Origin of the sequence: Serratia sp. AS12, assembly GCF_000214195.1 — a bacterium.
In the GTDB taxonomy this organism is placed as follows: domain Bacteria; phylum Pseudomonadota; class Gammaproteobacteria; order Enterobacterales; family Enterobacteriaceae; genus Serratia; species Serratia plymuthica.
On sequence record NC_015566.1, the window covers coordinates 4029208 to 4055087 of the forward strand.

The window sequence follows — 25880 nt, forward strand, 5'->3', positions numbered from 1 at the left end:
ATGCAGAAATAATCGCTGGCCCGCTGACCATAATCAGAATTAACTGAATATTCTGATGGTCTGCTCTCCGCTTGTGGTTTATCGTTTCTGTCCAAAGCATTTGTCAGCCGGGAGAGAGGGAATGAGTCAACACACGTCAGCGCTTCTTATCATTAATGGCAAAGGCGCCGGCAACGAAGACGTTCGCCTTGCGGTGCAGAAGCTGCGGGATGAGGGCCAGACCCTGCACGTTCGCGTTACCTGGGAACAGGGTGACGCAGCGCGCTATGTGAAGGAAGCTTGCCAACTGGGGGTCGCCACCCTGATCGCCGGTGGCGGCGACGGCACCATCAACGGAGTGGCCGCCGCGCTGACGGCACTGCCTGCAGGCAGCCGCCCAGCATTGGGCATACTGCCGCTGGGCACCGCCAATGACTTTGCCGTGGCCTGCAATATCCCGCTAATGCCGGAACAGGCGCTGCAGTTGGCGACGAAAGGCCGCGCGGTGCCTATCGATCTGGCGAAGGTCAATGACGAACGCTACTTTATCAACATGGCGACCGGCGGTTTCGGTACCCGCATCACCACCGAAACGCCGGAAAAACTAAAGGCCGTACTGGGCGGCGTTTCTTACTTTATTCATGGCCTGCTGCGCATGGATACGCTGAAAGCCGACCGCTGCGAGATCCGCGGGCCGGATTTCCAATGGTCCGGTGACGCGCTGGTGATTGGCATCGGCAATGGCAAGCAGGCCGGAGGCGGCCAGCAGCTGTGCCCGGACGCGTTAATCAACGACGGGCTGCTGCAACTGCGGCTGTTGATCGCAGACGAACTGCTGCCCGCGTTGGTGGCCAGCCTGGTTAACGGCGAGGAAAACAAAAACGTGGTTAGCGCCGCGCTGCCTTGGTTGGAAATCAATGCGCCGCACGAGATCACCTTTAACCTAGACGGCGAGCCGCTGAAGGGCACGCATTTCCGCATCGAAGTGCTGCCGAACGCCATTGAATGCCGCCTGCCACCCAACTGCGAACTGCTGGGCTAAGGCCGCCCTTTCTCTGATCCCTGGGCGCAGCCAGCCTGCTGCGCCCTCTTGCCGGTTCCCCCTCCTCCTTTCCCTCATTACGCGATGAAATGTGATCTTCCCCGGCAAATCCTTTAAATCATACTTGTATGGTAGTTAGTTCATGGCGTATTTTTTCCCTATTAATGACCCGTGGGAACAGGATGTAGACGTTATGAAAATTGTTAACGCAGAGGTGTTTGTCACTTGCCCAGGCCGGAATTTTGTCACGCTGAAGATCACCACCGACGACGGCATTACCGGCATCGGCGACGCCACCCTCAACGGCCGCGAACTGCCGGTAGCCTCCTACCTGAAAGATCATGTCTGCCCGCAGTTGATCGGCCGCGATGCCCACCAGATCGAAGACATCTGGCAATTCTTCTACAAAGGTGCCTACTGGCGGCGCGGCCCGGTCACCATGTCCGCCATCTCCGCCGTCGATATGGCGCTGTGGGACATCAAGGGCAAGGCCGCCAATATGCCGCTGTATCAGTTGCTGGGTGGCGCATCGCGCACCGGTGTGATGGTTTACTGCCACACCACCGGCCATTCCATCGACGAAGTGCTCGACGACTACGCCAAACATAAAGAGCTGGGCTTTAAAGCCATTCGCGCCCAGTGCGGTGTGCCGGGCATGAAAACCACCTACGGCATGGCCAAAGGCAAAGGGCTGGCTTACGAACCGGCCACCAAAGGCAACTGGCCGGAAGAGCAGCTGTGGTCCACGGAGAAATACCTCGATTTCACCCCCAAGCTGTTCGAGGCGGTGCGCAACAGGTTCGGTTTTGACGAGCATCTGCTGCACGACATGCACCACCGGTTGACGCCGATCGAGGCCGCTCGCTTTGGCAAAAGCATTGAACAGTACCGGTTGTTCTGGATGGAAGATCCAACCCCGGCGGAGAACCAGGAATGTTTCCGCCTGATCCGCCAGCATACCGTTACGCCTATCGCCGTCGGCGAAGTCTTCAACAGCATCTGGGACTGCAAACAGCTGATTGAAGAACAACTTATCGACTATATCCGCACCACCCTCACCCACGCCGGCGGTATCACCGGCATGCGCCGCATCGCCGATTTCGCCTCGCTGTATCAGGTGCGTACCGGTTCGCATGGCCCTTCCGATCTGTCGCCTATCTGCATGGCGGCGGCGCTGCACTTTGATCTGTGGGTGCCGAACTTTGGCGTGCAGGAATATATGGGTTACTCCGAACAAATGCTCGAGGTGTTCCCGCACAGCTGGACCTTCAACGACGGCTACATGCACCCGGGCAACAAACCGGGGTTGGGCATTGAGTTCGACGAAAAACTGGCCGCACGCTATCCGTACGAACCGGCCTATCTGCCGGTCGCGCGCCTGGAGGACGGCACCTTATGGAACTGGTAACGGGAGAACGCGCAATGCAAAGCGTGGTGATTGAACAACCTGGCCGGCTGGTTATCCAGCAGCGCCCGCTGCCGCAGCCGGCGGCCGGCGAAGTGCGGGTAAAGGTGAAGTTTGCCGGCATCTGCGGCTCCGATGTGCACATTTATCATGGGCATAACCCGTTCGCCCGCTACCCGCGCGTGATCGGCCATGAGTTTTTCGGCGTGATTGACCAGGTGGGCAGCGACGTCGACCCGCAACGTATCGGCGAACGCGTTTCGGTGGATCCGGTGGTGAGCTGCGGCCATTGCTATCCTTGTTCCATCGGGCGCCCCAACGTCTGTACCGAGCTGCAAGTGATCGGCGTGCACCGCGACGGCGGCTTCAGCGACTATGCCTGCGCCCCGGCGCGCAACGCTTACCGCATTCCTGAAAGCATCAGCGATCGCCACGCCGCGATGGTCGAGCCTTTCACCATTGCCGCCAATATCACCGCCCACCTGCAGCCCAGGGCCGAGGATATCGCGCTGATCTACGGCGCCGGGCCGATGGGGCTGACGGTGATCCAGACGCTGAAAGGGGTTTACGGCGTGAAGCAGGTGATTGTCACCGACCGCATCGCTGAACGGCTGGCTATGGCGCAAGAAAACGGTGCCGACTGGACGTTCAATAACGCCGAGGCTTCACTGCCGGCCGAGCTGGAACAGCGCGGCATCCGCCCGACGCTGATCGTCGACGCCGCCTGCCACCCGACCATTTTGCAGGAAGCCATTAACCTTGCATCACCGGCGGCGCGCATCGGCATCATGGGGTTCTCCGGCGATGCCTGCACCGTCACCCAGCAAAGCATCACCAGCAAGGAACTGTCGATTTTCTCCTCGCGTCTCAACAGCGCCCGCTTCCCGCAGGTTATCGACTGGATGGCCGGCGGAAAAATCGACCCGCAGCGGTTAATCACCCATTGCGTAGCCGCCAATGAAGTGGAACAGGCGATGCTGATGTTCGAAAAAGATCAGCGCACCTGCTGCAAAGTGTTACTGCAATTCAGTTAGTTTTGTTAACACCGGGGCATAGGGCGGCCTGGCCGCCCTTGCAGAGAACAAAGCATCAAAACTAGAAATATATGGAGTGCTTTTATGTTTAAAAACCTGCGTTGGACCATAGTATTCCTGCTGTTCATGGTCTTTATGATCAACTACCTCGACCGCGTCGCGCTGTCGATTACCGTGCCGATGATCGAAAAAGATCTGATGCTGAACGCCGAGCAGTTCGGCCTCATCTTCGGCAGCTTCTTCTTCGGCTACGCCATTTTCAACTTTATCGGCGGGCTGGCGGTCGACAAGTACGGCCCGACGCTGGTGCTCGGCATCGCCGTGGCCTTATGGTCAATCTTCTGCGGCATGACGGCGTTCGCCACCGGCTTCTATTCCATGCTGATCCTGCGCATCCTGTTCGGCATGGCCGAAGGACCGATCAGCTCTTCCGCCAACAAAATGATCAACGGCTGGTTCCCGAAGAAACAGGCGGCTACCGCCATGGGCCTGCTCAGCGCCGGTTCGCCTTTGGGCGGCGCGGTAGCCGGGCCGATCGTCGGCTATCTGGCGCTGGCGTTCGGCTGGCGGATGGCGTTCATGATCATCTGCTCGATCGGCATCGTCTGGATGCTGGTGTGGTTCTTCGTGGTGGCGGATAACCCGGCCAAGAGCAAGCACGTCAGCGAAAACGAGCGGGCGTTGATCAACAAACTGAAAGAGGAAAAAATCAGCGAAGAAGAAGAACTGAGCGACGCCGCACATGGGCTAGGCTACTACCTGAAGCAGCCGATCATCCTGGTGACCGCATTCGCCTTCTTCTGCTACAACTACATCCTGTTCTTCTTCCTGAGCTGGTTCCCGGCGTATCTGGTGCAGGCGCACAACCTGAACATCAAGGAAATGAGCCTTACCACCATGATCCCGTGGATTGTCGGTTTTGTCGGACTGGCGCTCGGCGGCTATATCTCCGACAAGATTTTCAATATCACCGGCAAGTTGCTGCTGTCGCGCAAGATCGTATTGGTGACCAGCCTGTTGGCGGCGGCCATTTGCGTCGCATTGGCGGGCACCGTCAGCAGCGTGGTGCCGGCGGTGATGCTGATGTCGGTCTCTATCTTCTTCCTGTATATCACCGGAGCCATTTATTGGGCGATCATTCAGGACGTGGTGCATAAATCCCGGGTCGGCGGCGCCAGTGGCTTTGTTCATATGATCGGCAGCGTGTCGGGGATCATTGGCCCGGTAGTGACCGGTTATATCGTGCAAAACACCGGCAAGTTCGACAGCGCCTTTATCCTGGCCGGCGGCGTGGCCGCACTCGGCGCGGTGCTGGTGTTGCTGGTGATCAAGGCACCGCGCAATGCCGCACAACCGCAGATCTCGAAACACTAACCCCTTCGGGGCGGCCAGCGTCGCCCCGCTCTTTCAGGGATTTCAGCATGACACTTTCCAGCAACAGCGCGCTGCCGGCGGCAATTGCCCGACCAGGTTACCCCCGTGAACGAATAAAACCCCGCATTGTCCACCTCGGCTTTGGCGCCTTTTTTCGCGCACATCAGGCCGTGTATGCCGAGCAGTTGGCCAACGATCACGCCGGCGACTGGGGCTACTGCGTGATCAGCATGCATAACGGCCAGCAAAAAATCGCTGATTTGCAACAGCAGGATTTGCTGTACACGGTGGCCGAAATGGACGGCGACGGCTGGCGCGGCCGGACTATCGGCGTGATCAGGCAGGCGCTGCACCTGCAGGTTGACGGGTTGGCAGCGGTGCTCGACGCCATGGCGCAACCAGAAATTGCCATAGTTTCATTGACCGTCAGCGAGAAAGGCTACTGCTATCAACCTGCCAACGGCCAGTTGATGCTCGATCACCCGGATATTCAGCACGACATCGCCAACCCGCTGCGGCCGCAGTCCGCGCCGGGGCTGATCCTGGCTGCGCTGCGCTTGCGCCGGGAGCGCGGCCTGCCGGCGTTTAGCGTGATGTCCTGCGACAACATGCCGGCCAACGGCCAGGTAACCCGCAACGTCGTCACCCAACTGGCGCAGCGGCAGGATGCCGGGCTGGCCGGCTGGGTGCGGCAAAACGTCCGCTTTCCTTCCACCATGGTAGACCGCATTGTCCCGGCGGTGACGCCGGAAACCCAACGCCAGTTGCAGGCGTTGCTGGGCGATGCGGTCGGCGTGGCCTGCGAACCCTTCCGCCAATGGGTGATCGAAGACGACTTCCCGCAGGGGCGGCCAGAGTGGGAGCTAGCGGGCGCCGAACTGGCCAGCGACGTGCTGCCGTACGAGGAAATGAAGTTGCGGATGCTGAACGGCAGCCACTCGTTCCTTGCCTATCTCGGCTATCTGGCCGGTTATCCGCACGTCAGCGACTGCATGCAGGATGAGGACTTTGTCCGCGCCGCTCGCCATTTAATGTTGGCGGAACAGGCGCCGACACTGCAGGTAAGCGGTGTCGATTTGGCGCATTACGCCGACTCATTGTTGCAGCGCTACCGTAACAGCGCGTTGAAACACCGCACCGGGCAGATCGCCATGGACGGCACGCAAAAATTGCCGCAGCGCCTGCTGGATCCCATTCGCCACCATCTGGCGCACGGCAGCCGTTTTGACGCCCTGGCATTGGCCGTGGCCGGTTGGATGCGCTACGTCGGCGGCCTGGATGAGCAGGGCCGGACGATAGATATCAGCGATCCGTTGCGTGAATCTATTGCCGATTTGGTGGCGGGCAGCGAGGAAGGCCCACAGCGCGTGCTTGCGTTGCTCCAGTTGGAAAGGGTATTTGGCCATGACCTGCCGGACAGCCCACGCTTCGTCAGCGCAGTAACCCAGGCCTATTTGGCGCTGTTGGATAAGGGAGCAAAAGCCGCCGTCGCCGGATTAGCGGTTAGTTGATAGATCGATTGAAATTCATCAGGCTGCGGCGGGATTTATCCGCCCGCAGCCCCAAGATAATCTGCTAGTATGGTGGCATTCACAGCAAGTCGGGTCACTGATTGTCGCCATGTCTGAATCCTACAGCCTCACCAACACCCTTCCGGTCAACCAGCAAATTTACCGTTTCCTGCGTAAAGACATTGTCGACTGCACCATTCCGCCCGGCACGCTGCTTTCCGAGAAAGAGATTTCCACCCGCTTTAGCGTTTCGCGCCAGCCGGTGCGCGAAGCTTTCATCAAGCTGGCGGAGGCCGGGTTGGTGCAGATACTGCCGCAGCGCGGCACTTTCGTGATGAAGATTTCCGCCAAGCGGGTGGCCGACGGGCGCTTTATCCGCCAGGCGGTGGAGTGCGCGATCGTCCGCCGCGTGGCGCAGCGGATCACGCCGGAACAGCTGATGACGCTGGAGCACAATTTGCATCGCCAGGAACTGGCGGCGCAAAACCAACAGACGCGCGAGTTTTTGGCGCTGGACGATGAGTTCCACCAGTTGCTGACCCAGTTCGCCGACTGCCCCCTGGCCTGGGAAACCATCGAAACCATCAAGGCCACCATGGACCGGGTGCGTTTTCTCAGCCTGAGCGAGGTGTCGCCGCCGGAAAGCCTGATCCAGCAGCATTATCGGATCTTTGCCGCACTGAAGGCGCAGGATGCGGACGCCGCCGAACGCGCCATCCATGAGCACCTGCAGGAGATGATCTACTCTATTACGCCGATCGCCCTGCAAAACACCGAGTGGTTCGATATCGAGTAATCAGTCAGTTACCGCGCCGGGGGCGATCGCCCTCGCGTATTTGCCCCTGCAAATGGAATTTCCTCTCAATCGCATCTATTGTTTCTCCTTGCCAAAGGAAATTCAGTAGTCTCGTTCTTTCAGCTTTAATCACCGCTTTCTGCTATGCCGGTGACCCAATATCCCCTATGGCTTTCAAGTTGCAGCTAGGCACCCAGCTTGCTCGTCCCCAGGCGCTTACTTTAGTAAGTAACTGGGGTGGGCTAGTGCAGGTAACAACGCTGCAGCTTGAAAGACGACGGGGATGGCATTGCCGGTGTACCAGGGAGCTAAATCGGGAGTTAATCATGACTGATATCGCGCAGTTGTTAGGAAAGGAAGCGGAAGACCTGTTGCAACACCGCTGTACCACCATCCCTGCTGAGAATCTGTACCTGCCGGGCGCCGACTTTGTTGACCGGATAATGATCGATAACAACCGTCCCAATACCGTCCTTCGTTCCATGCAAACCCTGCTCAACCACGGCCGCCTGGCCGGTACCGGTTACCTGTCGATTCTGCCGGTCGATCAGGGCATTGAACACTCGGCCGGCGCTTCTTTCGCCGCCAATCCCTTGTATTTTGATCCGAAAAACATCGTCGAACTGGCAATCGAGGCCGGCTGTAACTGCGTCGCCTCCACCTACGGGGTGCTGGCGTCGGTATCACGTCGCTACGCCCACAAAATTCCGTTCCTGGTCAAACTGAACCATAACGAGACCCTGAGCTATCCGACCCAATACGACCAGACGCTGTACGCCAGCGTCGAGCAGGCTTTCAATATGGGGGCGGTTGCGGTCGGCGCAACGATTTACTTCGGCTCCGAGCAATCTCGCCGCCAGATCGAAGAGATCTCTGCCGCCTTCGAACGCGCGCACGAGCTGGGCATGGTCACCGTACTCTGGGCCTATCTGCGTAACCCGGCGTTCACCAAAGACGGCGTGGATTATCATTCCAGCGCCGATCTCACCGGCCAGGCCAACCATATTGCCGCCACCATCGGCGCCGATATCGTTAAGCAAAAAATGGCGGAAAACAACGGCGGTTACCGCGCAGTAAAATTCGGCTACACCGATGACCGCGTCTACAACAAGCTGACCACCGACCACCCGATAGATCTGGTGCGTTACCAATTGGCCAACTGCTATATGGGCCGCGCGGGCTTGATCAACTCCGGCGGCGCCGCCGGTGAAAACGACCTGCAGGAATCGGTGCGCACCGCAGTCATCAACAAGCGTGCGGGCGGCATGGGCCTGATCCTGGGGCGCAAGGCGTTCAAGAAATCGATGAAAGAAGGCGTGGCGCTGATCAACGCCGTGCAGGACACCTATCTGGACAAAAACGTCACCATCGCCTGATTCGCGGCTCTTCATACTGCAAGCCCAATGCATTGGGCTTGCTATTATTCTGCCTCTGCGATCCCGATCCGGAATTGACCACATAGAAAGACGCTGTACTTAGTGATTTCCCCTGAGTCGTGATATTTTCACCTTCCTTTCCTTCTGATGTGGTTACCGGAGATTCCGATGAGTAACGCTACTGCCCTGCTGGCCTTTGCCCGCGAAACGCTGGAAATTGAGCTGACCGAAGCGCAGCGCCTGCTGGCGCGCCTGGACGACAATTTCGTCTGCGCCTGCGAACTGCTGTTGAACTGCCGGGGCAAGGCGGTGATTTCCGGCATCGGCAAATCCGGCCACATCGGCAAAAAGATTGCCGCCTCGCTGGCCAGCACCGGCACGCCGTCGTTCTTCGTCCATCCTGCGGAGGCGCTGCACGGCGATCTCGGCATGATCGGCGCCGACGACGTGGTGGTGTTTATCTCCTATTCCGGCCGCGCCAAGGAGCTGGATTTGATCCTGCCGCTGCTGGCGGAAAATAACATCCCGGTGATCGCCATTACCGGCGGCAAAGAGTCGCCGCTGGCGCTGGCCGCCGCCTGTGTGCTGGACATCAGCGTCGAACGTGAGGCCTGCCCGATGGGGCTGGCCCCCACTTCCAGCGCGGTCAATACGCTGATGATGGGCGACGCGCTGGCAATGGCATTGATGCGCCAACGCGGGTTCAACGCCGAAGACTTTGCCCGCTCCCATCCGGGCGGCAGCCTGGGCGCGCGCCTGTTGAACCGGGTACACCACCTGATGCGCACCGGCGATCGCCTGCCGCAGGTCAGTGAAAACGCCAACGTGATGGAAGCGATGCTCGAACTGAGCCGCACCGGGCTGGGGTTGGTACCGGTGTGCGATGCGCAGCAAAAAGTGGTGGGGGTGTTTACCGACGGCGACCTGCGCCGCTGGCTGGTGAAAGGCCATAGCCTGCAGGATGCGTTGGGCCCGGCGATTACCCGCCCCGGCTACCGCTTGCCGGAACAGTGGCGCGCCGGAGAAGCGCTGGAGGCCTTGCACGAACAGCACATCAGCGCCGCGCCGGTGGTCAATCTGGATGGCGTGCTGGTGGGCGCCATCAACCTGCACGATCTGCATCAGGCCGGCATTGGCTGAGTGCGTTGCCTCAGGGCGCAGGCAACTGCGCCCCAGGTCGTTTTATTTCCAGTCGGGATTGCTCTCGAACTGTTTTTTCAGCAGCGCCTTCATGTCTTCGTCCGGCTTGCCCAGCCATTGGTATTTGGCGTATTTCTTCGGATGATCGATCGCTTCCGGTTTGTTGGCGACCTCTACCCGCACGCCCCAGGCCTGGGATTTGTCTTCTTTAAACGCCACAATCAAGAAGTTGTTGGCACAATCGTGCGGCTTGCACAGATTGCCTACCAGATAGTTCTGCCCCTTCCAGCTCAGGCTTTGCGCCGGAGTGGAAGTGCCTATTCCCTTACGCGCCCAGCCCGGCAGGCGAGCCTGCCCCTTCACCATGTTCTGCCAGCTGGTTTGATAGCCCGGCTGCTGGATCACGTCCGAGGTGGTGACAATCTGCTGGGCAACACTGCCCGCACTGAGGCTGAGTAACGCGCCGAAGATGGCGCAGCGAAGTGCGTTTTGTCCTGTCATGGCCTTCTCCCTTGGTTAAATCCGATCGTACCCGGCGAGCGCCGGGCATGGATCCAGTCTGACCACAACAACGGCAAAAAGTTGAATCACCACCACGCGTGAAAATGATGCACCGGCCCGATGCCGTGCCCCACTTCCAACGTATCCGCCTGCTGCAATGCCTTTTGCAGATAGTCCTTGGCGGCGGCGACCGTGCCGGCCCAGTCTTCATGACGCGGGCGCAGCGCAGCCAACGCAGCGGAGAGCGTGCAGCCGGTGCCGTGCGTATGACGAGTCGCTACGCGCGGTGCAGTGAAGCGCAGTTCCTGCTCCGCGCTGAACAACCAGTCCGGGCTTTCGTTTTCGCTGAGGTGGCCGCCCTTCATCAGCACGGCCTGGCAGCCCATGGCCAGCAACGCCCGGCCCTGTTCGCGCATCTGGTGCTCATTTTCCGCCGGGGCGCACGCCAACAGAGCCGCTGCCTCCGGCAGGTTCGGCGTGATGATCGACACCTGCGGCAGCAGTTCGCGACGGATAGACTCTACCGCCTCCGGCGCCAGCAAGGGATCGCCGCTTTTCGCCAGCATCACCGTATCCAGCACCACGAACGGCGGCCGGTAGTGGCGCAGACGTTCGGCCACTGCCTGCACGATATCGGCGTTGGCCAGCATGCCGATTTTGGCGCTGTCGATGCGCACGTCGCTGAATACCGAATCCAGCTGGGCGGCGACAAACGCCGGATCGATGTTATATACCGACTGCACGCCACGGGTATTTTGCGCCACCAGCGCGGTGATCACGGAAGTGCCGTAAGCCCCCAAGGCAGAAAAGGCTTTCAGATCGGCCTGGATGCCGGCGCCGCCGCTCGGATCGGTGCCGGCGATGGTCAAAGCGTTAATCCGTTTCATTGCAGCTCCTCCGCACGCAGTTGATACAGGGCGTCGAGAAACGCCGGGGTAAAGCTGCCCGGCCCCGCAGCTCGGTGCGTGGCCCGCTCGCCGCAAAGCGACATCACACGGCAAGCGGTCGCGACGTTGTCCAACCGATCGCCCGGCAGGCTGCAAAATGCCGCCACCACCGCCGACAGGGCGCAACCGGTGCCCACCACCCGCGTCATCAGCGCATCGCCACCGGCGACCGCCCAGTCGCGCCGGCCATCGGTGATGTAATCCACCACGCCGGTTACCGCCACCACCGCGCCGCTGAGCTGCGCCAGTTCGCGTGCCGCCGGCAAAGCCGCCAGCGAGTCGTCGGTGCTGTCTACGCCACGCCCGGCGGCCTGCCGGCCGCTCAGCGCCATAATTTCAGACGCGTTGCCACGGATTGCCGCCGGCTTCTCGCCCAGCAAACGACGGGCAAAGGCGGTGCGATACGCCAACCCACCTACCGCCACCGGATCCAGCGTCCAGGGCGTTCCCGCCAAATTGGCGGCCTCTACCGCCGCCAGCATGGATTCGGCGCGCGAGGCATTGAGAGTGCCGATGTTGATTAACAGGGCACTCGCCATCTGGCTGAACTGCGCCGCTTCGGTCGGTTCCACCACCATCGCCGGGGAAGCGCCAAGCGCCAGCAATACGTTAGCCGTGAGCTCCTGCACCACTTCGTTGGTCAGGCAGTGGATCAGCGGGGGCCGTTGTTTAAATTGGGTCAGACAGGCCGCGGCGCGGGCGCCGGGTAAAGCATCAGGTCGAGCGAACATATTCCTCCCAACCGGCGTTCAAGAAGGCGGGTACCGGCTGGGGCACCGAGACTTCCCTACGCTGGCATAATCCAGATCAGGTAATACGGGTAAAATCTCAGCCCCTTGGGGCACCCCGAGTCAAGGAGGCCATTATTGGGGTTGCTGCCGGTGAGGTCAATCGCGCTATAGTGTCAAAAAATAAAAAGGAGCTGCCATGCAAACAAGACCCTACCGAGAAGCCGATCGCCCGTTCCTGCGCACCCTTTATCTGGCTGCGCGCAAGGCGGCGTTCACGTGGCGCGATACCGAAGATTACCGGCTGGAGGATTTCGACCGCTCGACGCTGGGCGAGGATATCTGGGTGGCGGAAGATCAGGGAAAACTACTGGGGTTCGTCTCGATTTATCGCCAGGATAACTTTATTCACAACCTGTATGTCGATCCTCACTTGCCGCCACGCGGCGTCGGCACGGCCCTGCTGCAAGCGGCGGAGCGAACCTTTACCGCTACCGGTTCGCTGAAATGCCTGGTGAAAAACGAGAAGGCGCTGGCGTTTTACCATAAGCATGGCTGGCAAAAGATAACCATCGGCAACGACGACGGCGGAGAAGAATACTACCTGCTGCACTCGCCTAAAAAATAGCCTCACCCGCTGTGAGCCGAACTGGAAAAGGCCTGACATCGTCAGGCCTCAGACTGCTGACAAAGCCCGTTATTAGGGAGAGCGTGCCGAAGGGGTCGTAACGGCCTTGGCCGTCGGAGCGCCCCTCGGTGCGCTAGGCCCGGGTATCTCGGACTCAAAGACAACTTTGTCATCAACCTCAGGCCTCTGGCACGGCTCAGACTACAGCCCCCGCAAAACGATATCCTGCATCGCAGGGATGTTAGCTGCCCTGTACCGAGGGCCTTTCAGCACTGCCCAGCGCCAACGCAACAATGCGAATGGATTTCATTTGCGTTAAAGACTATCCTCCGGTTTACCTCTTACAGGCTATTCAAGGAATGGACATGCAACATCAAACGGATACCCGTTTCCCGGACGCTGCGGCGGCAGACTACGATCGCCGTATTCTGACGCTGGTGCCCGGCTATCAGTTCGCCCAGTCGCTGCTGACCGCCACTCTGGCACAGGCGTTACCGCCGCAAGCCCGGCTGCTGCTGGCCGGTTGCGGCACCGGCAACGAACTGATTGCGTTGGCGGGTATCGGTCCGCAATGGCTTTTCAGCGCCGTGGAACCTTCCGCCGGCATGCTGGCAGCTGCACGCACCAAGGCGGAAATGGCAGGCTGCGAACCGCGAGTCACCTTCCACCAGCAACTGCTGGACCAGGTGCCGCAAGCGCTGCACGACGCCGCCGTTTGTTCGCTGGTGCTGCACTTTATTGCCGATGACGGCGCCAAGCTGGCCTTCCTGCAACAGTTGGCCGCACGTTTGTCGCCAGGCGCGCCGCTGCTGCTGTTCGACTATCAGCCGGATGGCCTGCCGGTCAGCCACTATCAGCATTGGCTGCAAAGCGCCGGGCATTCCCTCGACGGCGCACGTGAGGTGATTGAACGCACCCGCAGCAACTGGCATCCGCTAGCGGCGCAGCGCGCCCGATTGCTGCTGACGGAAAGCGGTTTTACCTCACCGCAATTGCTGTGCGACGCGCTGGGTTTCCGGCTGTCATTGCTCTACCGCCGCGCCTGAGGCCGGCATACTACGCAGCGTCAGCCACCAGAACAGCAAGGAGACCAGGCTGACGCCCGCCCCCAACCAACACACGCCGGGCCAACCCGCCACGGCGTAGGCATGGGTGCCGGCAAAGGCACCCAGCCCGCTGCCCACGGCGTAAAACAGCATATAGCAGCCCACCAACCGGCTGTGGGCCTGCGGGTGTGCGCTAAAAATCATGCTCTGGTTCAGCACATGAATCGCCTGCCCGGCCAGATCGAGCAGCACAATACCGGCCACCAGCCACACCAGACCGTACCCCAGCATGCCGAGCGGCAGCCAGGCCAGCACCAGCAACAGCAGGCAGACACCGCTCGCCACTTGCCCTAACCCACGATCCGCCAAATGCCCGGCGCGCACCGCCGCCAGCGCACCCACAGCCCCGACCAAACCAAAGGCGCCAATCACCGAATGTGAAAAATTGAACGGCGCCTGGCTGAGCGGCAGCACCAGCACGCTCCAAAAGATGCTGAACGCGCCAAACATCAGCAGCGCCAGCATGCCGCGAATTTGCAGTGTGCGATCGCGCAGTAATAAAACCAGCATGGAGTACAGCAAGGCCGGATAACTGAGCGTCGACGGCGGCGTGCGCGGCGTTGGCAACAGGCGCGACAACACCGGCAGCAGGATCAACGTCACCGCAGCCGAGAAAAAATAGACCGCCCGCCAGCCGCCGATATCCGCCAGTGCGCCGGACAGCGTGCGCGCCAGCAACAGGCCCAGCACCACCCCGCCTTGCGCCGCACCCACCACCCGCCCGCGTTCATGCGGTGCCGCCAGCGTGGCGGCAAAGGCGACCAATCCCTGAGTCATGGCGGTGCCAAGCAAACCCACCAACAGCATGCCCGCCAGCAATAGCGCACTGCTGTTCGCCCATCCCACCACGCACAGCGCGGCCATCAATAACAGTTGCTGTATCGCCAGCAGCCGGTGGCGATTAATCAGATCCCCCAGCGGCACCACCAGCAACAGAGCCAGCGCACAGCCAAGCTGGGTGACGGTGATCACTATCCCCACCGACGCCAGGCTGATGTTGAAATCATGAGCGATCGCATCCAGCAGCGGCTGGGCGTAATACACGTTAGCCACGCTGAAAGCGCTGGCCCCGGCCAGCAGCAGCACCAGCGAAACGGGCAGCCGGCTGAGCGCACGGCTTTGCGGCGTACAGATCGGATCCAGCGTTTTGTCACTCATCGTTCACCCTTAATGTGGTTTCATTATTAAACCCAATGAACTTTACGCGCAGAGGTTTTATAATGCAACCAGATATCATGAATGGAACTGAGCCATGAAACGTAAAAGCCTGGAAGATGCACAGTGTCCGGTAGCACGTACGCTGGATGTGATCGGCGATTGGTGGTCGCTGCTGATCGTGCGCGACGCCTTTGACGGCGTACGCCGCTTCAGCGAGTTTCAAAAGGGGTTGGGGATGGCGAAGAACATTCTCTCCACCCGCCTGCGCACGCTGGTGGCGCACGGGGTGCTGGAGATCGTGCCTGCCTCGGACGGCAGCGCCTATCAGGAGTATGCGCTCACAGAGAAAGGTCGTGCCCTGTTCCCGGTGATCGTCGGCCTGCGCCAGTGGGGGGAAGATCATCTGTTTGCATCGGGCGAAGCGCACTCGCATCTGGTGGAAAGCGGCAGCGGCCAACCTATCCCGCGCATGACGCCGACCGGCCACGGCGGGCAGACTCTTACGCCGCTGAATACTAGAGTGGTGAAGGTCGGTGATGTATAGTCCGCGTTTTACGGGGAAACCATGCTGACTCAATCATCCATTCGCCTTAACAAATACATTAGCGACAGCGGCATCTGTTCCCGTCGCCATGCCGATCGCCACATCAAACTGGGCAATGTTTTTATCAACGACAGGCTGGCCGCCGTGGGCGCACAGGTATTTTCAGGGGACAGGGTGAGGGTTAACGGTCAGCAAATCGCGCCGCGTGATGCGGATGATTTGGTGCTTATCGCGCTCAATAAGCCGGTTGGCGTCCTCACCAGCATGGGCAAGCACGAGCGGGATAACATCGGCGATTTCGTTAACCACAGCCAACGCACCTTCCCTATCGGCCGCCTGGATAAAGACTCTCAGGGGCTGATTTTTCTGACCAATCAGGGGGAGCTGGTCAACAAGATCCTCCGCGCCGGCAATAATCACGAAAAAGAGTACCTGGTCACCGTAAACAAGCCGCTGACCGAGGCGTTTATTCAGGGTATGGGAGCGGGTGTGCCGATATTGGGTAAAGTGACCCATCCATGCCAGGTGGAGAAAGAAACCTCGCAGGTGTTTCGCATCACGCTGGTTCAGGGGCTTAACCGCCAGATTCGCCGCATGTGCAAATATTTCGGTTATGAAGTCACCAAACTCGAGCGCGTGCGTATCATGAACGTCGAACTCACCGGGCTGGCGCTGGGCGAGTGGCGGGATTTCACCGCTGATGAACGGCTCGAATTATTTAAGCTGATAGAACACTCGTCGTCCGAATAGCGTTGCCTTGCGGCACAATAGCGCCGACGTTGAGATATCGCCAGGCAACCTCCCGTTGCCCAGCGACATCTCGATACCACAAAGACCTAATGCCTCAACACATCAGAATGACCATTTGATGCTGGCATTGACTGCATTAACCTGAGTATCAGACCCGTATTGCCCCTGATAACCGACGGCCAACGTGGTGGATCGCGACAGCTTCACGCTCACCCCGACATCAGCCACCATCAGATTGTCATCAACCGCCTGACCTTGAGTGACAAAAGCGTCACTGCCGGCAAATGCCATGCGCGATGAGGTGTTTTTATCGCCGTAGGCATGCTGCCAACCCAGCGAGCCGTAAAGGCTGACGTTTTTCGGCAGCTCTTTGGTACCGCGTACGCCCAATGTTGAATAGAACGTATTCATCGTTTCATTGCGGACGCTCAGCGCGGCGGCGCCGCCCTTTTCCTGGAAGTTATCGGTGTGCAGACGGATGTAGCTCAGATTGATAAAGGGCTCGACGTTCGCGTCCGGCTGCCCGAAACGGTAGCTCGCTTCGGTGAACGCCAGCAGCGAGTCGGCGTCATAGTCCGCCTTGAGCCGATCGGAGAAATTGCCGACATCAACGTTGCGCTCATTCTCAAGCCGATGCCAGGTGTAACCCAGCGCCCCGCGCAAGGAGAAGGCATCCTGCTGCCCTGCGGCATACAGACCCAGGTGGTAATTGTCGCTGTCGGACTTGGAGCGGCGGCTATCAATATCGTAATCGCCGCGGCTATACCCAAAATATCCCCCAACGCGGACACTGTGGTCGGTGAGTTTACGATCGGCACCGATCAGGAAACCGCTGGTGTTGCCATCCAGTTTCCCCACGTTGTCGTTACCGCTGTTTCTTGTCCAAGAGCCGAAGGTCTGCCCCCATACGCCGTTATTTTCGGCATTGGCCGGCTGAACCAGCGTCATCGCCAGCGGTGGAACGGGCAACGCATCATTATCAAACGCGCGCAACATGCGCTGATTCAGAACACTGAACACTTGGGTGCTGCCGGCAATCAGGTTTGACTGAATGGAGGGATAGACTTCACCAGACAGTTGATTGAATGCATCGCGGGCTTCCGGCGCGTTCAACAACAGCAAGGAGTTATATAAGGCCAGTGAAGGGCCGCTCTGCGCCAACGTCGACAGGGCGCCGGCGGTATTCCACTGGTTGCCGGTTTGCGCCACCGTTTGGAAAATACCGGGCTTGTTACCACCTTCACCTGGATTGCCACCTTCACCTGGATTGCCGCCTTCGCCTGGATTACCACCCTCACCTGGGTTGCCGCCCTCGCCTGGATTACCACCCTCACCTGGGTTGCCGCCCTCGCCTGGGTTACCGCCCTCGCCTGGGTTACCGCCCTCGCCTGGGTTACCGCCCTCGCCTGGGTTACCGCCCTCGCCTGGGTTACCGCCCTCACCTGGGTTGCCGCCTTCACCTGGGTTACCACCTTTTTGCGCAATCGTCAGATCCACGGCATTCGTACTCTGGTTGAGCGCCACGTCCAAAAAGGCAGATTTTGAGATAGCCTCGGCGAACCGGCCGTCAATCCCACCCTCCGAGGTTAGAATGCGATAGCTTTGTCCTGTCTTATAACTGGTTTGCGGATCCAGCGCGGTAACCTGCACTTTGGCCTGCTCGCTGATGGTGGTTTTACCCGCGACGACCAGCTTGTCGCTGCTGCCGTCGCCGGCGATATCGACGTCGTAGAAAGATTCACCGAGGAAATTCAGATAGCGTTTCAGCGTGAGCGTGCCGATATTGCCGTCGCCGGGGGAAATATGGCCGCCGGACTGGATCTCGGTCTGACCCAAGGTGCCGTTGCCGCCCAGCGTACCGCCGGATTTGATCGACGCGGCACTGCTGTAACCCAGGCCATTGCTGACGTCAGAACCGGCCGTGGCGTTGAGGATCAAGGTGCCGCCGTTCTCGGCGCTCAGCGTCTGCACGTCGAAAGGGCTGTCTTCTGGCTGCGTATTGATATCGCCGGCAATGATGATTTTGCCGCCCCGCGCGGTCACATTCGCCTTGAGCTGGGTCAGGTCGCCGCTCAGCGTCGTATGCCCGGCGGTATTGATAACCTCGCCTTCCCCCATCATCTTGTTGCGGAAGTCGTAGTTGTCGGAAGTATGGTTAAAGTAAACATAGCTGCCGAACAAGCCGCCCCGCAGGTTGACCGCCGTCTGGGCATCGACAGTGCCCGCGCCACCCGCCGCGCCGAGCGTGGGTTCGGTCAACCCGGTGCCGGTGTCCATATTGCCGCGGCTGCCGATGATCAGCGCGCCTCTGTTCGAGCCGGAGCCGGTATCGCCCAACCGCAGTTCGTTTGCGCCGGCGGAAAACTCGCCGCCGTCAACGACCGACAGCACGCCGTTGCCGTAATCCCCCACGTTGACATGGCTCCCGCTGGTAAAGCGCGAGCCATTGCCGGCAATATACAGCTCGGCAGTTTTGCGCGAGCCTGAAACGCCGGCAATCTGCGCACTGCCGACATTGACCGCACCGCCGTTCAGCACGTCCAGATCGCCGTTAGCGGTGAGAGATTGGGTGATATTCCACAACGAGTTATTGCCGGTCACCGTGGCTTTGGGGTTGAGCTTGTCGGCCTCATCGGGGATGAAACCGCTGTCGATTCTGGCCGCCGCCGTGGTAGTCACCACACCGCCGTCTTCAATCAGCAAGGTGGAACGCGCCCCCTGCCCAAAGCCGATGCCGAGCCTTTCACTGATGACCCTGGAGCCGGCGCCTTTAACATTGAGATGGCTGTCGTAGCCCCCGGTGGTGCCGACGACAATCTCTTCCGCACTGGCCAACGCACCATCCTCAACCCGCAATGTGCCCAGCCCCAGATTAATATTGCCGTGCATGACGGATTGGTCATTGATGGCGTTCAATACCGCGTTCGGCCCTTTTACAGTGACCGAACTTTCATAAGTTTGACCATTGGCGCGGGTGCCGATATTGATGTTATAGGCGTTGACTTCACCATTATCGATCAACAGGTTCCCGCCTTGATTACGACCGACGTAAACATTGCCCGCGTAACTCAAAGGTTCCGTAATACGGGAGTCGCCATCAAAAATAGCATCATCGGCGCGCGCCATATCGGCGGGCCCAATCAATATCAATGGCGCGGAAAAAAGTGCGAGGTAAACTTTGGAAAGCGGCTTTCTTACCGCTAAGTGATGCGATGTTTGATCTTTCATGTTCTATCTCCGGCCCAATTATCTTGATGCCATCAAAGTTATTATTTATATGAAAAACTCAATGCATTAGAAAATGCGTGGTGCGTTATTTGCGAGTACAGAGGGCGAGTACAGAGGAATTGTCATCGAGACGCCAGCTTATTGCCCCCCAGCGCCAATGCCCCGATGCCAAAATTATTGGGACTGCGGACCAGTCCTGATTGCCAACTCCGGCTCGCGCCTGAGGCGAATTATTTATGCGTGACGACTGGAGTACAAGTCGGTGCGCTCAGCGAGGGTGCCGAGCCTAAAATACCCGGCATCATCAGCGAGGAGCAGTCGAAAATGCGGCCTTTCTCGGTGGTGGCGCGATAAGAAAGTTTTTGCCCACCCAAGGCATCGGGCTGAGCACCATTGACATTGGTCACGGTTATTTCATCCGATGAGCCCAGGCCCAGCATTTTAGCCGTTTCCGCCTGCAGCAAGGGTATTGCCTGATCGGTTTTCAACGTTGAACAGCCGGCCACCAGTAAAGTAACGGCTAAAACGATAAGTGGTTTTTTCATAAATTATCCTTTGTAACCAAACAGATCCAATCGCTGAATGGTTTTATGTTTTACCTTATCCAAATCCCCGAATAATATATTTCCCTTTCTTAAGTTAAAAAACCCTCCTAAAGTAGGGAGGGTTGATAATAACGAGTCATCGGAGCCAATCTGGTACGTTTACACGAAAGGAGATCTCTTTGGAGCAGGATTATGCACTGGTTGTCGATGACCATCCGCTGGTGGCAAGCGGCATCGCCAATTACCTGAATACGCATTGTCGTTTTAAACATGCCTATGTGGTAACCAACGAAGCTCATTGTTATCGCCATATTCTGGAAAATGGCGCTCCGCGCTTAATGGTCATCGACTTTTGGTTGTCCGAGGGGACGGCGTTGAAGTTACTCAAAGAGCTAAAAGACCAGTATTCGAAGATTCGTTTTCTGGTGGTCAGCGGCGATGAGAACAATGAAATAGGGCAAAAGGTGCGTGATGCCGGCGGGCACGGCTTTGTGCTTAAAAATGAACCACCTGAATTATTCGCCGAAGCCGTTTCCGCTCTGATGGAAAATAAAAATTGGTTCCCTCTGGAGCATGGAGAATGTGTAACCAGCGCTCACAGCCACCTGCAAAAATTCAATTTAACCCCGCGACAAATAGAAGTATTAATCATGATGATGCGCGGTTTTCCCAATAAGCGAATAGCTGCGCAGTTGTCTATTTCCGAACCCACGGTTAAAGAGCACATTAGCAACATTCTCAAAAAAATAGGCGTAAACAGCCGGGTAGAAGCCATCACCCTGCTGCATGGCAGGCAGGATCATTCGCAATGAAATTACTTCAATCATTACAAAATGATGAGATCTCCCCACTCGCGCAGATCCGCCTGCTGGACAATACCTTCATGCGGTTGGTCTTCAGCTTTACCGCCGTGCCCTTTGTCGGTATTCCTTTCGCCATTTGGCTCTATTTATTGGGGAAAGAACTCACGCCAATTATTGCCTGGATACTGATATATTTTTTCTGCGCATTGGCCATCAGACTATGGCATCGTCGCTATCGCCATGACACCCAGGAAAATAACGCCAGCACTGTGATTAGCCGTTGGTTGCCGCGCATTAATAACGTCGCCTTCGTGCATGGTTTGGGTATTTCATCCTTATATTTAATCGCCCCAGAAAAAAACAGTTTCGATTTTTTCCTGTTATTAAACATCAGTATTGCGGCCATCGTCGCTGCCAATGCAACCCATCTGACGCCGGTCATCAGCACCTTTACGCGCTTTTTCTTCGCCTCCTGGGGTGTGCTTAATTTTGGCATTGTCTGGCGACTGGGCGATGTCATGCCGATCGTACTGATGCTCAATTTGCTTTATGGATTCGCCATTTACCGGCACGCATTAACCTCGCACGCCTTCTTTATTCAGCAAGCCCTGCTCGAAGAGAAAAGCTCGCGCCTTGCGGAACAATTTCGGCAGGCCAAAGAAGAGGCGGAGCAAGCCTTGCTGGATAAAAATCAATTCCTGACCACCGCCAGCCATGATTTGCGCCAGCCGGTACACGCGATGGGTTTTCTGATCGAGGCGATCATCCATAAGAATCGCGACGCCACGCTGCTCCCTCAGCTGTTGGATCTGCAACAAAGCGTGCGATCGGTGCATCTTATGTTCAATTCGCTGCTCGATCTCAGCAAAATTGAGTCCGGCAACGTCAGTACGGCGACCACCCATGTGGACATTGGAAAACTACTGGATTCCGTGATTACGCTGTTCCGCGAAGAGGCGAACAGCCGGGCATTATCACTGCGCACATGGCGGCCCAAACGGCGGGTTTGCGTGATGGGCGATCAATTGCTCATCCGGCAATCGCTGATCAACCTGATACAAAATGCGCTGCGTTATACGCAAGAAGGCGGCGTATTGATCGCGATCCGCCCACGGGGCGAAGAATGCCTGATCGAGGTGTGGGACACCGGCGTCGGCATCGCCGACGAAGAGAAAGGTAAAATCTTTTCCCCCTATTATCGCCCCGAGCTGGCGTGGAAAATCGACAGTGCCGGCCATGGATTGGGGCTGGCGGTGGTGGCGCGCTGCGCCAAATTGATGAAGGTGAAATACGGCATGCGCTCCATCGAAGGCAAAGGATCGCGTTTCTGGATGCGTTTTGCCCTGTATGCCGGCGAAGAGCACCCGCCGGAAAGCGTTAACAGCTACGCCAACACCGGCGCCCCAACCCGCTATGAGTCATTGCGCGGCGCCTGCCTGGTGGTGGACGATGACCCGCTGGTGACCTCCGCCTGGGAGAGTTTGATGAGCACCTGGGGCATTACCGTGCGCTGTGCGGCTTCCGCAGAAGAGGCTTTTGCGATTATCGACGAAGGCTTCACGCCTTTCGCCGTGCTGTGCGACCAACGGCTCCGCTCCGGCGAGAGCGGCTTCGATATCTTGAAAGCGCTGTTTGAGCGCCTGCCGGATACCAGCGGCGCCATGGTCAGCGGGGAATTCAACTCGCCGGTTCTGCAAGAGGCCGAGCAGGAAGGTTACCTGGTATTGAGAAAGCCGCTGGAGCCGGCGAAATTGCATGCTTTGTTGAGCCAGTGGGCGAGTAGTTAGCGAACACAGACTGGCCCCCGGCCCTGTCGCCAAAACACCTTAAACGCCAAGCCCGCGCAGCAGGCCCTCGAGGTTGCGTTCACCCTCTTTAGTCTGGGCACCGGCCTTAAGCCCATCGCGAATCAACTGCTCCGCTGCCGGGCGGGCAAACAAACCCGCCCAGGCTTCGTGCTCGCGCTGAAAGCCCGTCCGCAGGTCCGGCGCGGGCATCGCCTGCTTGGCCGCCGCGATAACCCCGGCAGGCAATGCCGCGATGTTACGCGCTAGCCGCTCGACGAACGCATCAAGCTCGGCGGCGGGTAATGCGCGATTAATCCAGCCGTAGCGCTCTGCGGTTGCCGCGTCGATAAGATCGGCGCCAAGGATCACTTCAAGCGCGCGGCCGCGCGTCATGCGGCTCGTCAGATATTGGGTCGCGCCGCCGCCGGGCGTAATACCCATCAGGGCTTCGCACTGGGCAAGCCCCGCCCGCCCTTCCGCGGCGAAGGCCATGTCGGCCGCCGCCACGAACTCTGCGCCGCCGCCGCGCGCCAACCCGGCCAACTTAACGAGGGTGACCTGCGGTTGGCTGCGCATCAGTTCGCCAAAGGCCTGGAACGGATTAAGCCCCTCCGGTGCGTTGCGCGCCAATTCATCATCGAAGGCGTGCGGCTCATCGATCAGGGTCATATCGACATGCGCAATGAAGAACTCGGGATCCGCGCTCTGGAAAACCAGCACGCGCGTGTTCGGATCGTCGCGTACCGAAAGCAATAAACGACCAATTTCCGACATCAGAGCCACATCAAGCACGTTTACCGGCGGATTATCGATAGCGATCGTCAATACGCCATTCGCGTGAGACAGCCTGAGCTTGCCGAAATCTGTATCTTTCATATCCATGTCCTTTTTGCCTGGGGATAGCGGTGCTGGATTTTCGCGCCGTTCGTCGAATGGTATACTTTGCATACCTGGCGTCAATTACGCACCTTAAGCATCCCAGGGATGCTGGAGAATACCTATGGACAAGACTGACCCGATATACCGCGCAGACTGCCCGAGCCGCATCGTTCTCGACCAGATCGCCGACAAATGGTCAATGATGGTGCTGGAGGTGCTGCGTGAGCCGCATCGCTTTAACGCCATCAAGCGCCGCCTGGATGGCGTCACTCAACGCGTGCTGACCCAGACGCTGCGCAAGCTGGAACGCAACGGCATGGTGAAACGCAAGGTGTTGGATGGGCGGGTGCTTGGCGTCGAGTATTCACTGACGCCGCTTGGCGAATCTTTGCAGGGGCCATTCTCGATACTGTTCAATTGGACGCTGGGAAATATGGAGGCAATTCAGGACTGCCAGCGCAGGTATGATGAGCAGAACAACCAGATTGAAAATTGAGGCTGGCTACTGATAAGGCATACATGCGCTCCATTGCAGGCAAGAATCGTATTTGGGGATGGGGTTTATCCTGTACATCGGTGAAAAAAACATGCAGGAGAGTTTTCAGGAGGAAATCAGTGCCCGTTTCATCCCAGAAAGCTTGCCGTTTTCGCCATTGGCCCAGCAGCGCGGTGAGCCTGTTCTGAAATCAATGTAGCTGTAGTGCCAGTAACGGTGTTCTTGGGCTGCTATGGGCGAGGTGCGGACATTACCGACGTGTTGAATTTGATTCTAACGGCGAGATCTCAACTATCGAGTCAATCCTAACAGCTAGGCCGCTAGCATGCTTTCTTACCTCTTTTTTCCTCCAACTGTACACTTTGCTTATTCTATCCAGTGTCAGTAATCTGGCAGTTACAACGTCGAACTGGTGGCAGCCGAGCTAGTGGCAGCCGAGCTTTAAGGAGTTTATATGAGCAAATCGCCTGACATCGCCGTTTGGTTCCGCCGCGCGGAAGAAAATGATGCGGAATTGGTTCGTGAGATAGTGCGTGCGGCATATTCCAAATGGATTTCAGTTATTGGTCGTGAACCGACTCCGATGACTGCCGATTTTAATAAAGCCATCCGTGATCATGACATTGACCTCGCCATTGTCGAAGGAGAAGTAGTTGGTCTCATCGAAATATGGCCCCAGGCTGATCATATTTGGATCGAAAATGTTGCGGTACATCCCCACCGGCAAGGAATAGGAATCGGCCGTACATTGCTGGCACATGTTGAAAGTAAAGCAGCTCAAGCGGAGCTTGGGGAAATTCGTTTGCAGACGAACAAGGCGTTCGAGGCGAACATTGCACTATATGCGGCGCTAGGATATGAAATCGATAGACATGAACCATTCAAAGGTGGAACGACCGTCTTTATGAGAAAAAATTGTAGCGGTTACTAAAACTGCCCGGACACAAGGATTCCTTGAATCATTTTAAGATATGTTGCTGAACCTAATCCATCCACTGAAAGCTCAAGGGCAGCTATGAGCGAAAGCGGAAGTTCGCAATTGTTCTCACAACTTGTTAAGCCATTACTGACATTACGACATATTAATAAACGGGGGTTAAGGTCAGAAGCGATACTGAGGCACCCTGCCAGCCGACACTACTGCTATGAAGCTCAAGGTATTGAAATCGGACTCTACTGTGCCTCTGCCCATATGATGGCTTGTGCGACAATAACATCCTGACCATTAAACGTCGCGGCTGGGGAACCATAGAGTTGATAACCCAGCGACAGCGCTTCTGAAACACGATGACAAAATTTAGCGTCATCCTTGCCTGTCAGAATGCGATATCGAGGGAGTCCATCAGGCGGTAAATGCAGGCCATCATTTTCTATTTCCGGATTTATCATCATAAGTAAGCCTATCTCCGCGAGTGTTTTTGTCATTTTCGCAATTCTTATCTTCTGGAAGCAATTAAACCATACGCTCCTACTAATCAGATCACAGTGGATTTATTTATATCAGGATACGCTCATGGACATGGCAATAAGCTCTTTTAACCATGTTCGTCCCTGAGGCCAGTCACCGAGTCCGCTGGCTGCATTGATATGCCCTCGCTCACCGATATTGACCAGACTACTGCCCCAGGCATCTGCACAGCGCTGGCTGTAATGGATATCGGCATAAGGGTCATTGGAACTGGCAATCATCATGCTCGGAAATGCGAAACACTTTTCACTAAGGGGAACACTAAACCCCTTAGGCTCTTCTGGAAACACATTGCGTGTGGGATCGGGTACCGCAACCAGCAAAGGCCTCTCACAACCGTGCGGCTATATTGTGCCCAGTTCGCCACCTGCAGGCAGCCAAGACTATGGGCGACCAAAATGACGTCTGGCCCGGTCTTTCTGACGGCAGTTTCTAAATTTTCGACCCACTCTTCGCAGACCGGGTGATCCCAGTCTTGTCCCGAAATGAGGGTCATTGACGCGTCAGTTTGTGTCCATAACGTTTGCCAGTGTCCTGAGCCTGAGTTGCCGATTCCCGGAAGAAGCAATATTGGAGATGTCATGTCTTGATTCCCAAAGAGGTGTTCACATAATGTAGACGAATGACACATCGTTCCTGAATGGCAAGTCATCGA

General features: G+C 57.7%; 26 protein-coding genes and 1 riboswitch. Of the genes, 16 read left to right on the top strand and 10 right to left on the bottom strand.

The genetic code is table 11. From position 1 onward, the window contains the following. The first annotated feature begins 121 nt into the window (after positions 1 to 121). The 8 genes from yegS (at position 122) to gutQ (ending at position 9657) form a co-directional block, all read left to right on the top strand. A complete protein-coding gene (gene yegS, locus SERAS12_RS18815) occupies positions 122 to 1021 on the top strand; it encodes a lipid kinase YegS (protein ID WP_013814109.1) in 900 nt (299 codons plus the stop codon). A gap of 193 nt (positions 1022 to 1214) precedes the next feature. Then, positions 1215 to 2429 carry a D-mannonate dehydratase ManD gene (manD, locus tag SERAS12_RS18820; protein WP_006327237.1) on the top strand — a complete coding sequence of 405 codons (1215 nt, stop codon included), beginning with the start codon at positions 1215 to 1217 and terminating at the stop codon, positions 2427 to 2429. 14 nt (positions 2430 to 2443) lie between these two features. Beyond that, entirely contained in the window at positions 2444 to 3460 is a 1017-nt protein-coding gene (locus tag SERAS12_RS18825; protein WP_013814110.1) for a Zn-dependent oxidoreductase, read from the top strand. A gap of 84 nt (positions 3461 to 3544) precedes the next feature. Then, the gene (locus tag SERAS12_RS18830) at positions 3545 to 4834 is read left to right on the top strand and encodes an MFS transporter (RefSeq protein ID WP_013814111.1); all 1290 of its coding nucleotides are present in this window, start codon (positions 3545 to 3547) and stop codon (positions 4832 to 4834) included. A gap of 47 nt (positions 4835 to 4881) precedes the next feature. Then, a complete protein-coding gene (locus SERAS12_RS18835) occupies positions 4882 to 6345 on the top strand; it encodes a mannitol dehydrogenase family protein (protein WP_013814112.1) in 1464 nt (487 codons plus the stop codon). Positions 6346 to 6454: 109 nt separating this feature from the next. Then, positions 6455 to 7141: a GntR family transcriptional regulator gene (locus tag SERAS12_RS18840; protein WP_006327242.1), complete on the top strand. Its 687-nt coding sequence runs from the start codon at positions 6455 to 6457 to the stop codon at positions 7139 to 7141. Positions 7142 to 7467: 326 nt separating this feature from the next. After that, positions 7468 to 8517 (top strand): class I fructose-bisphosphate aldolase, encoded by a 1050-nt coding sequence (fbaB, locus tag SERAS12_RS18845; RefSeq protein ID WP_004951977.1) that lies wholly within the window; start codon positions 7468 to 7470, stop codon positions 8515 to 8517. Positions 8518 to 8685: 168 nt separating this feature from the next. Beyond that, positions 8686 to 9657 carry an arabinose-5-phosphate isomerase GutQ gene (gene gutQ, locus SERAS12_RS18850; protein WP_013814113.1) on the top strand — a complete coding sequence of 324 codons (972 nt, stop codon included), beginning with the start codon at positions 8686 to 8688 and terminating at the stop codon, positions 9655 to 9657. A gap of 42 nt (positions 9658 to 9699) precedes the next feature. On the opposite strand, the gene SERAS12_RS18855 is transcribed toward gutQ, so the two are convergent. The 3 genes from SERAS12_RS18855 to thiM all read right to left on the bottom strand — a co-directional run bounded on the left by SERAS12_RS18855 (position 9700) and on the right by thiM (position 11836). Further along, positions 9700 to 10158 (bottom strand): inhibitor of vertebrate lysozyme family protein, encoded by a 459-nt coding sequence (locus tag SERAS12_RS18855; RefSeq protein WP_013814114.1) that lies wholly within the window; start codon positions 10156 to 10158, stop codon positions 9700 to 9702. An 86-nt stretch (positions 10159 to 10244) separates the two neighbouring features. Beyond that, positions 10245 to 11045, bottom strand: coding sequence for a bifunctional hydroxymethylpyrimidine kinase/phosphomethylpyrimidine kinase (thiD, locus tag SERAS12_RS18860; RefSeq protein WP_006327254.1), 801 nt, complete (start codon positions 11043 to 11045; stop codon positions 10245 to 10247). Continuing rightward, positions 11042 to 11836: a hydroxyethylthiazole kinase gene (gene thiM, locus SERAS12_RS18865; RefSeq protein WP_013814115.1), complete on the bottom strand. Its 795-nt coding sequence runs from the start codon at positions 11834 to 11836 to the stop codon at positions 11042 to 11044. The genes thiD and thiM overlap by 4 nt, the downstream gene beginning before the upstream one ends. 36 nt (positions 11837 to 11872) lie before the next feature. Then, a riboswitch (TPP riboswitch) is annotated at positions 11873 to 11964 on the bottom strand. Between the two features lie 68 nt (positions 11965 to 12032). On the opposite strand from thiM, the gene SERAS12_RS18870 reads away from it, so the two are divergent. Together SERAS12_RS18870 and SERAS12_RS18875 are read left to right on the top strand one after the other, a co-directional pair. Continuing rightward, the gene (locus SERAS12_RS18870) at positions 12033 to 12461 is read left to right on the top strand and encodes a GNAT family N-acetyltransferase (protein WP_013814116.1); all 429 of its coding nucleotides are present in this window, start codon (positions 12033 to 12035) and stop codon (positions 12459 to 12461) included. A 365-nt stretch (positions 12462 to 12826) separates the two neighbouring features. Next, positions 12827 to 13507 (top strand): class I SAM-dependent methyltransferase, encoded by a 681-nt coding sequence (locus tag SERAS12_RS18875; RefSeq protein WP_013814117.1) that lies wholly within the window; start codon positions 12827 to 12829, stop codon positions 13505 to 13507. Here the strand turns inward: SERAS12_RS18875 and SERAS12_RS18880 are convergent. Beyond that, positions 13484 to 14725 carry an MFS transporter gene (locus tag SERAS12_RS18880; RefSeq protein ID WP_013814118.1) on the bottom strand — a complete coding sequence of 414 codons (1242 nt, stop codon included), beginning with the start codon at positions 14723 to 14725 and terminating at the stop codon, positions 13484 to 13486. The genes SERAS12_RS18875 and SERAS12_RS18880 overlap by 24 nt on opposite strands. A 94-nt stretch (positions 14726 to 14819) precedes the next feature. Between SERAS12_RS18880 and SERAS12_RS18885 the strand changes: the two genes are divergently transcribed. Together SERAS12_RS18885 and rluF are read left to right on the top strand one after the other, a co-directional pair. Further along, positions 14820 to 15269 (top strand): helix-turn-helix domain-containing protein, encoded by a 450-nt coding sequence (locus SERAS12_RS18885; RefSeq protein WP_013814119.1) that lies wholly within the window; start codon positions 14820 to 14822, stop codon positions 15267 to 15269. 21 nt (positions 15270 to 15290) lie between these two features. Further along, on the top strand, positions 15291 to 16019 hold the full coding sequence (gene rluF, locus SERAS12_RS18890) for a 23S rRNA pseudouridine(2604) synthase RluF (protein ID WP_013814120.1): 729 nt from the start codon (positions 15291 to 15293) through the stop codon (positions 16017 to 16019). 102 nt (positions 16020 to 16121) lie between these two features. On the opposite strand, the gene SERAS12_RS18895 is transcribed toward rluF, so the two are convergent. Together SERAS12_RS18895 and SERAS12_RS18900 are read right to left on the bottom strand one after the other, a co-directional pair. Then, positions 16122 to 19247: an autotransporter domain-containing protein gene (locus SERAS12_RS18895; RefSeq protein WP_013814121.1), complete on the bottom strand. Its 3126-nt coding sequence runs from the start codon at positions 19245 to 19247 to the stop codon at positions 16122 to 16124. A 230-nt stretch (positions 19248 to 19477) separates the two neighbouring features. Then, positions 19478 to 19792 (bottom strand): hypothetical protein, encoded by a 315-nt coding sequence (locus tag SERAS12_RS18900; protein ID WP_013814122.1) that lies wholly within the window; start codon positions 19790 to 19792, stop codon positions 19478 to 19480. 179 nt (positions 19793 to 19971) lie between these two features. On the opposite strand from SERAS12_RS18900, the gene SERAS12_RS18905 reads away from it, so the two are divergent. After that, complete coding sequence (locus tag SERAS12_RS18905) at positions 19972 to 20604, top strand: response regulator transcription factor (protein ID WP_013814123.1); 633 nt, start codon at positions 19972 to 19974, stop codon at positions 20602 to 20604. Next, positions 20601 to 22382: a hybrid sensor histidine kinase/response regulator gene (locus SERAS12_RS18910; protein ID WP_013814124.1), complete on the top strand. Its 1782-nt coding sequence runs from the start codon at positions 20601 to 20603 to the stop codon at positions 22380 to 22382. The genes SERAS12_RS18905 and SERAS12_RS18910 overlap by 4 nt, the downstream gene beginning before the upstream one ends. 39 nt (positions 22383 to 22421) lie before the next feature. Here the strand turns inward: SERAS12_RS18910 and SERAS12_RS18915 are convergent, their stop codons facing one another. Beyond that, positions 22422 to 23258 carry an enoyl-CoA hydratase/isomerase family protein gene (locus tag SERAS12_RS18915; RefSeq protein WP_013814125.1) on the bottom strand — a complete coding sequence of 279 codons (837 nt, stop codon included), beginning with the start codon at positions 23256 to 23258 and terminating at the stop codon, positions 22422 to 22424. A gap of 124 nt (positions 23259 to 23382) precedes the next feature. On the opposite strand from SERAS12_RS18915, the gene SERAS12_RS18920 reads away from it, so the two are divergent. Continuing rightward, complete coding sequence (locus tag SERAS12_RS18920; protein ID WP_013814126.1) at positions 23383 to 23757, top strand: helix-turn-helix domain-containing protein; 375 nt, start codon at positions 23383 to 23385, stop codon at positions 23755 to 23757. Between the two features lie 454 nt (positions 23758 to 24211). Further along, on the top strand, positions 24212 to 24688 hold the full coding sequence (locus SERAS12_RS18925; protein WP_013814127.1) for a GNAT family N-acetyltransferase: 477 nt from the start codon (positions 24212 to 24214) through the stop codon (positions 24686 to 24688). Positions 24689 to 24930: 242 nt separating this feature from the next. On the opposite strand, the gene SERAS12_RS18930 is transcribed toward SERAS12_RS18925, so the two are convergent. The 3 genes from SERAS12_RS18930 to SERAS12_RS25795 form a co-directional block, all read right to left on the bottom strand. Beyond that, positions 24931 to 25182: a DUF1737 domain-containing protein gene (locus SERAS12_RS18930; protein WP_239440952.1), complete on the bottom strand. Its 252-nt coding sequence runs from the start codon at positions 25180 to 25182 to the stop codon at positions 24931 to 24933. Between the two features lie 75 nt (positions 25183 to 25257). Further along, positions 25258 to 25515, bottom strand: coding sequence for an alpha/beta hydrolase (locus SERAS12_RS26660; protein ID WP_239440953.1), 258 nt, complete (start codon positions 25513 to 25515; stop codon positions 25258 to 25260). Further along, positions 25446 to 25877, bottom strand: coding sequence for an alpha/beta hydrolase (locus SERAS12_RS25795; RefSeq protein WP_311196256.1), 432 nt, complete (start codon positions 25875 to 25877; stop codon positions 25446 to 25448). The genes SERAS12_RS26660 and SERAS12_RS25795 overlap by 70 nt, the downstream gene beginning before the upstream one ends. Positions 25878 to 25880: the final 3 nt, after the last annotated feature.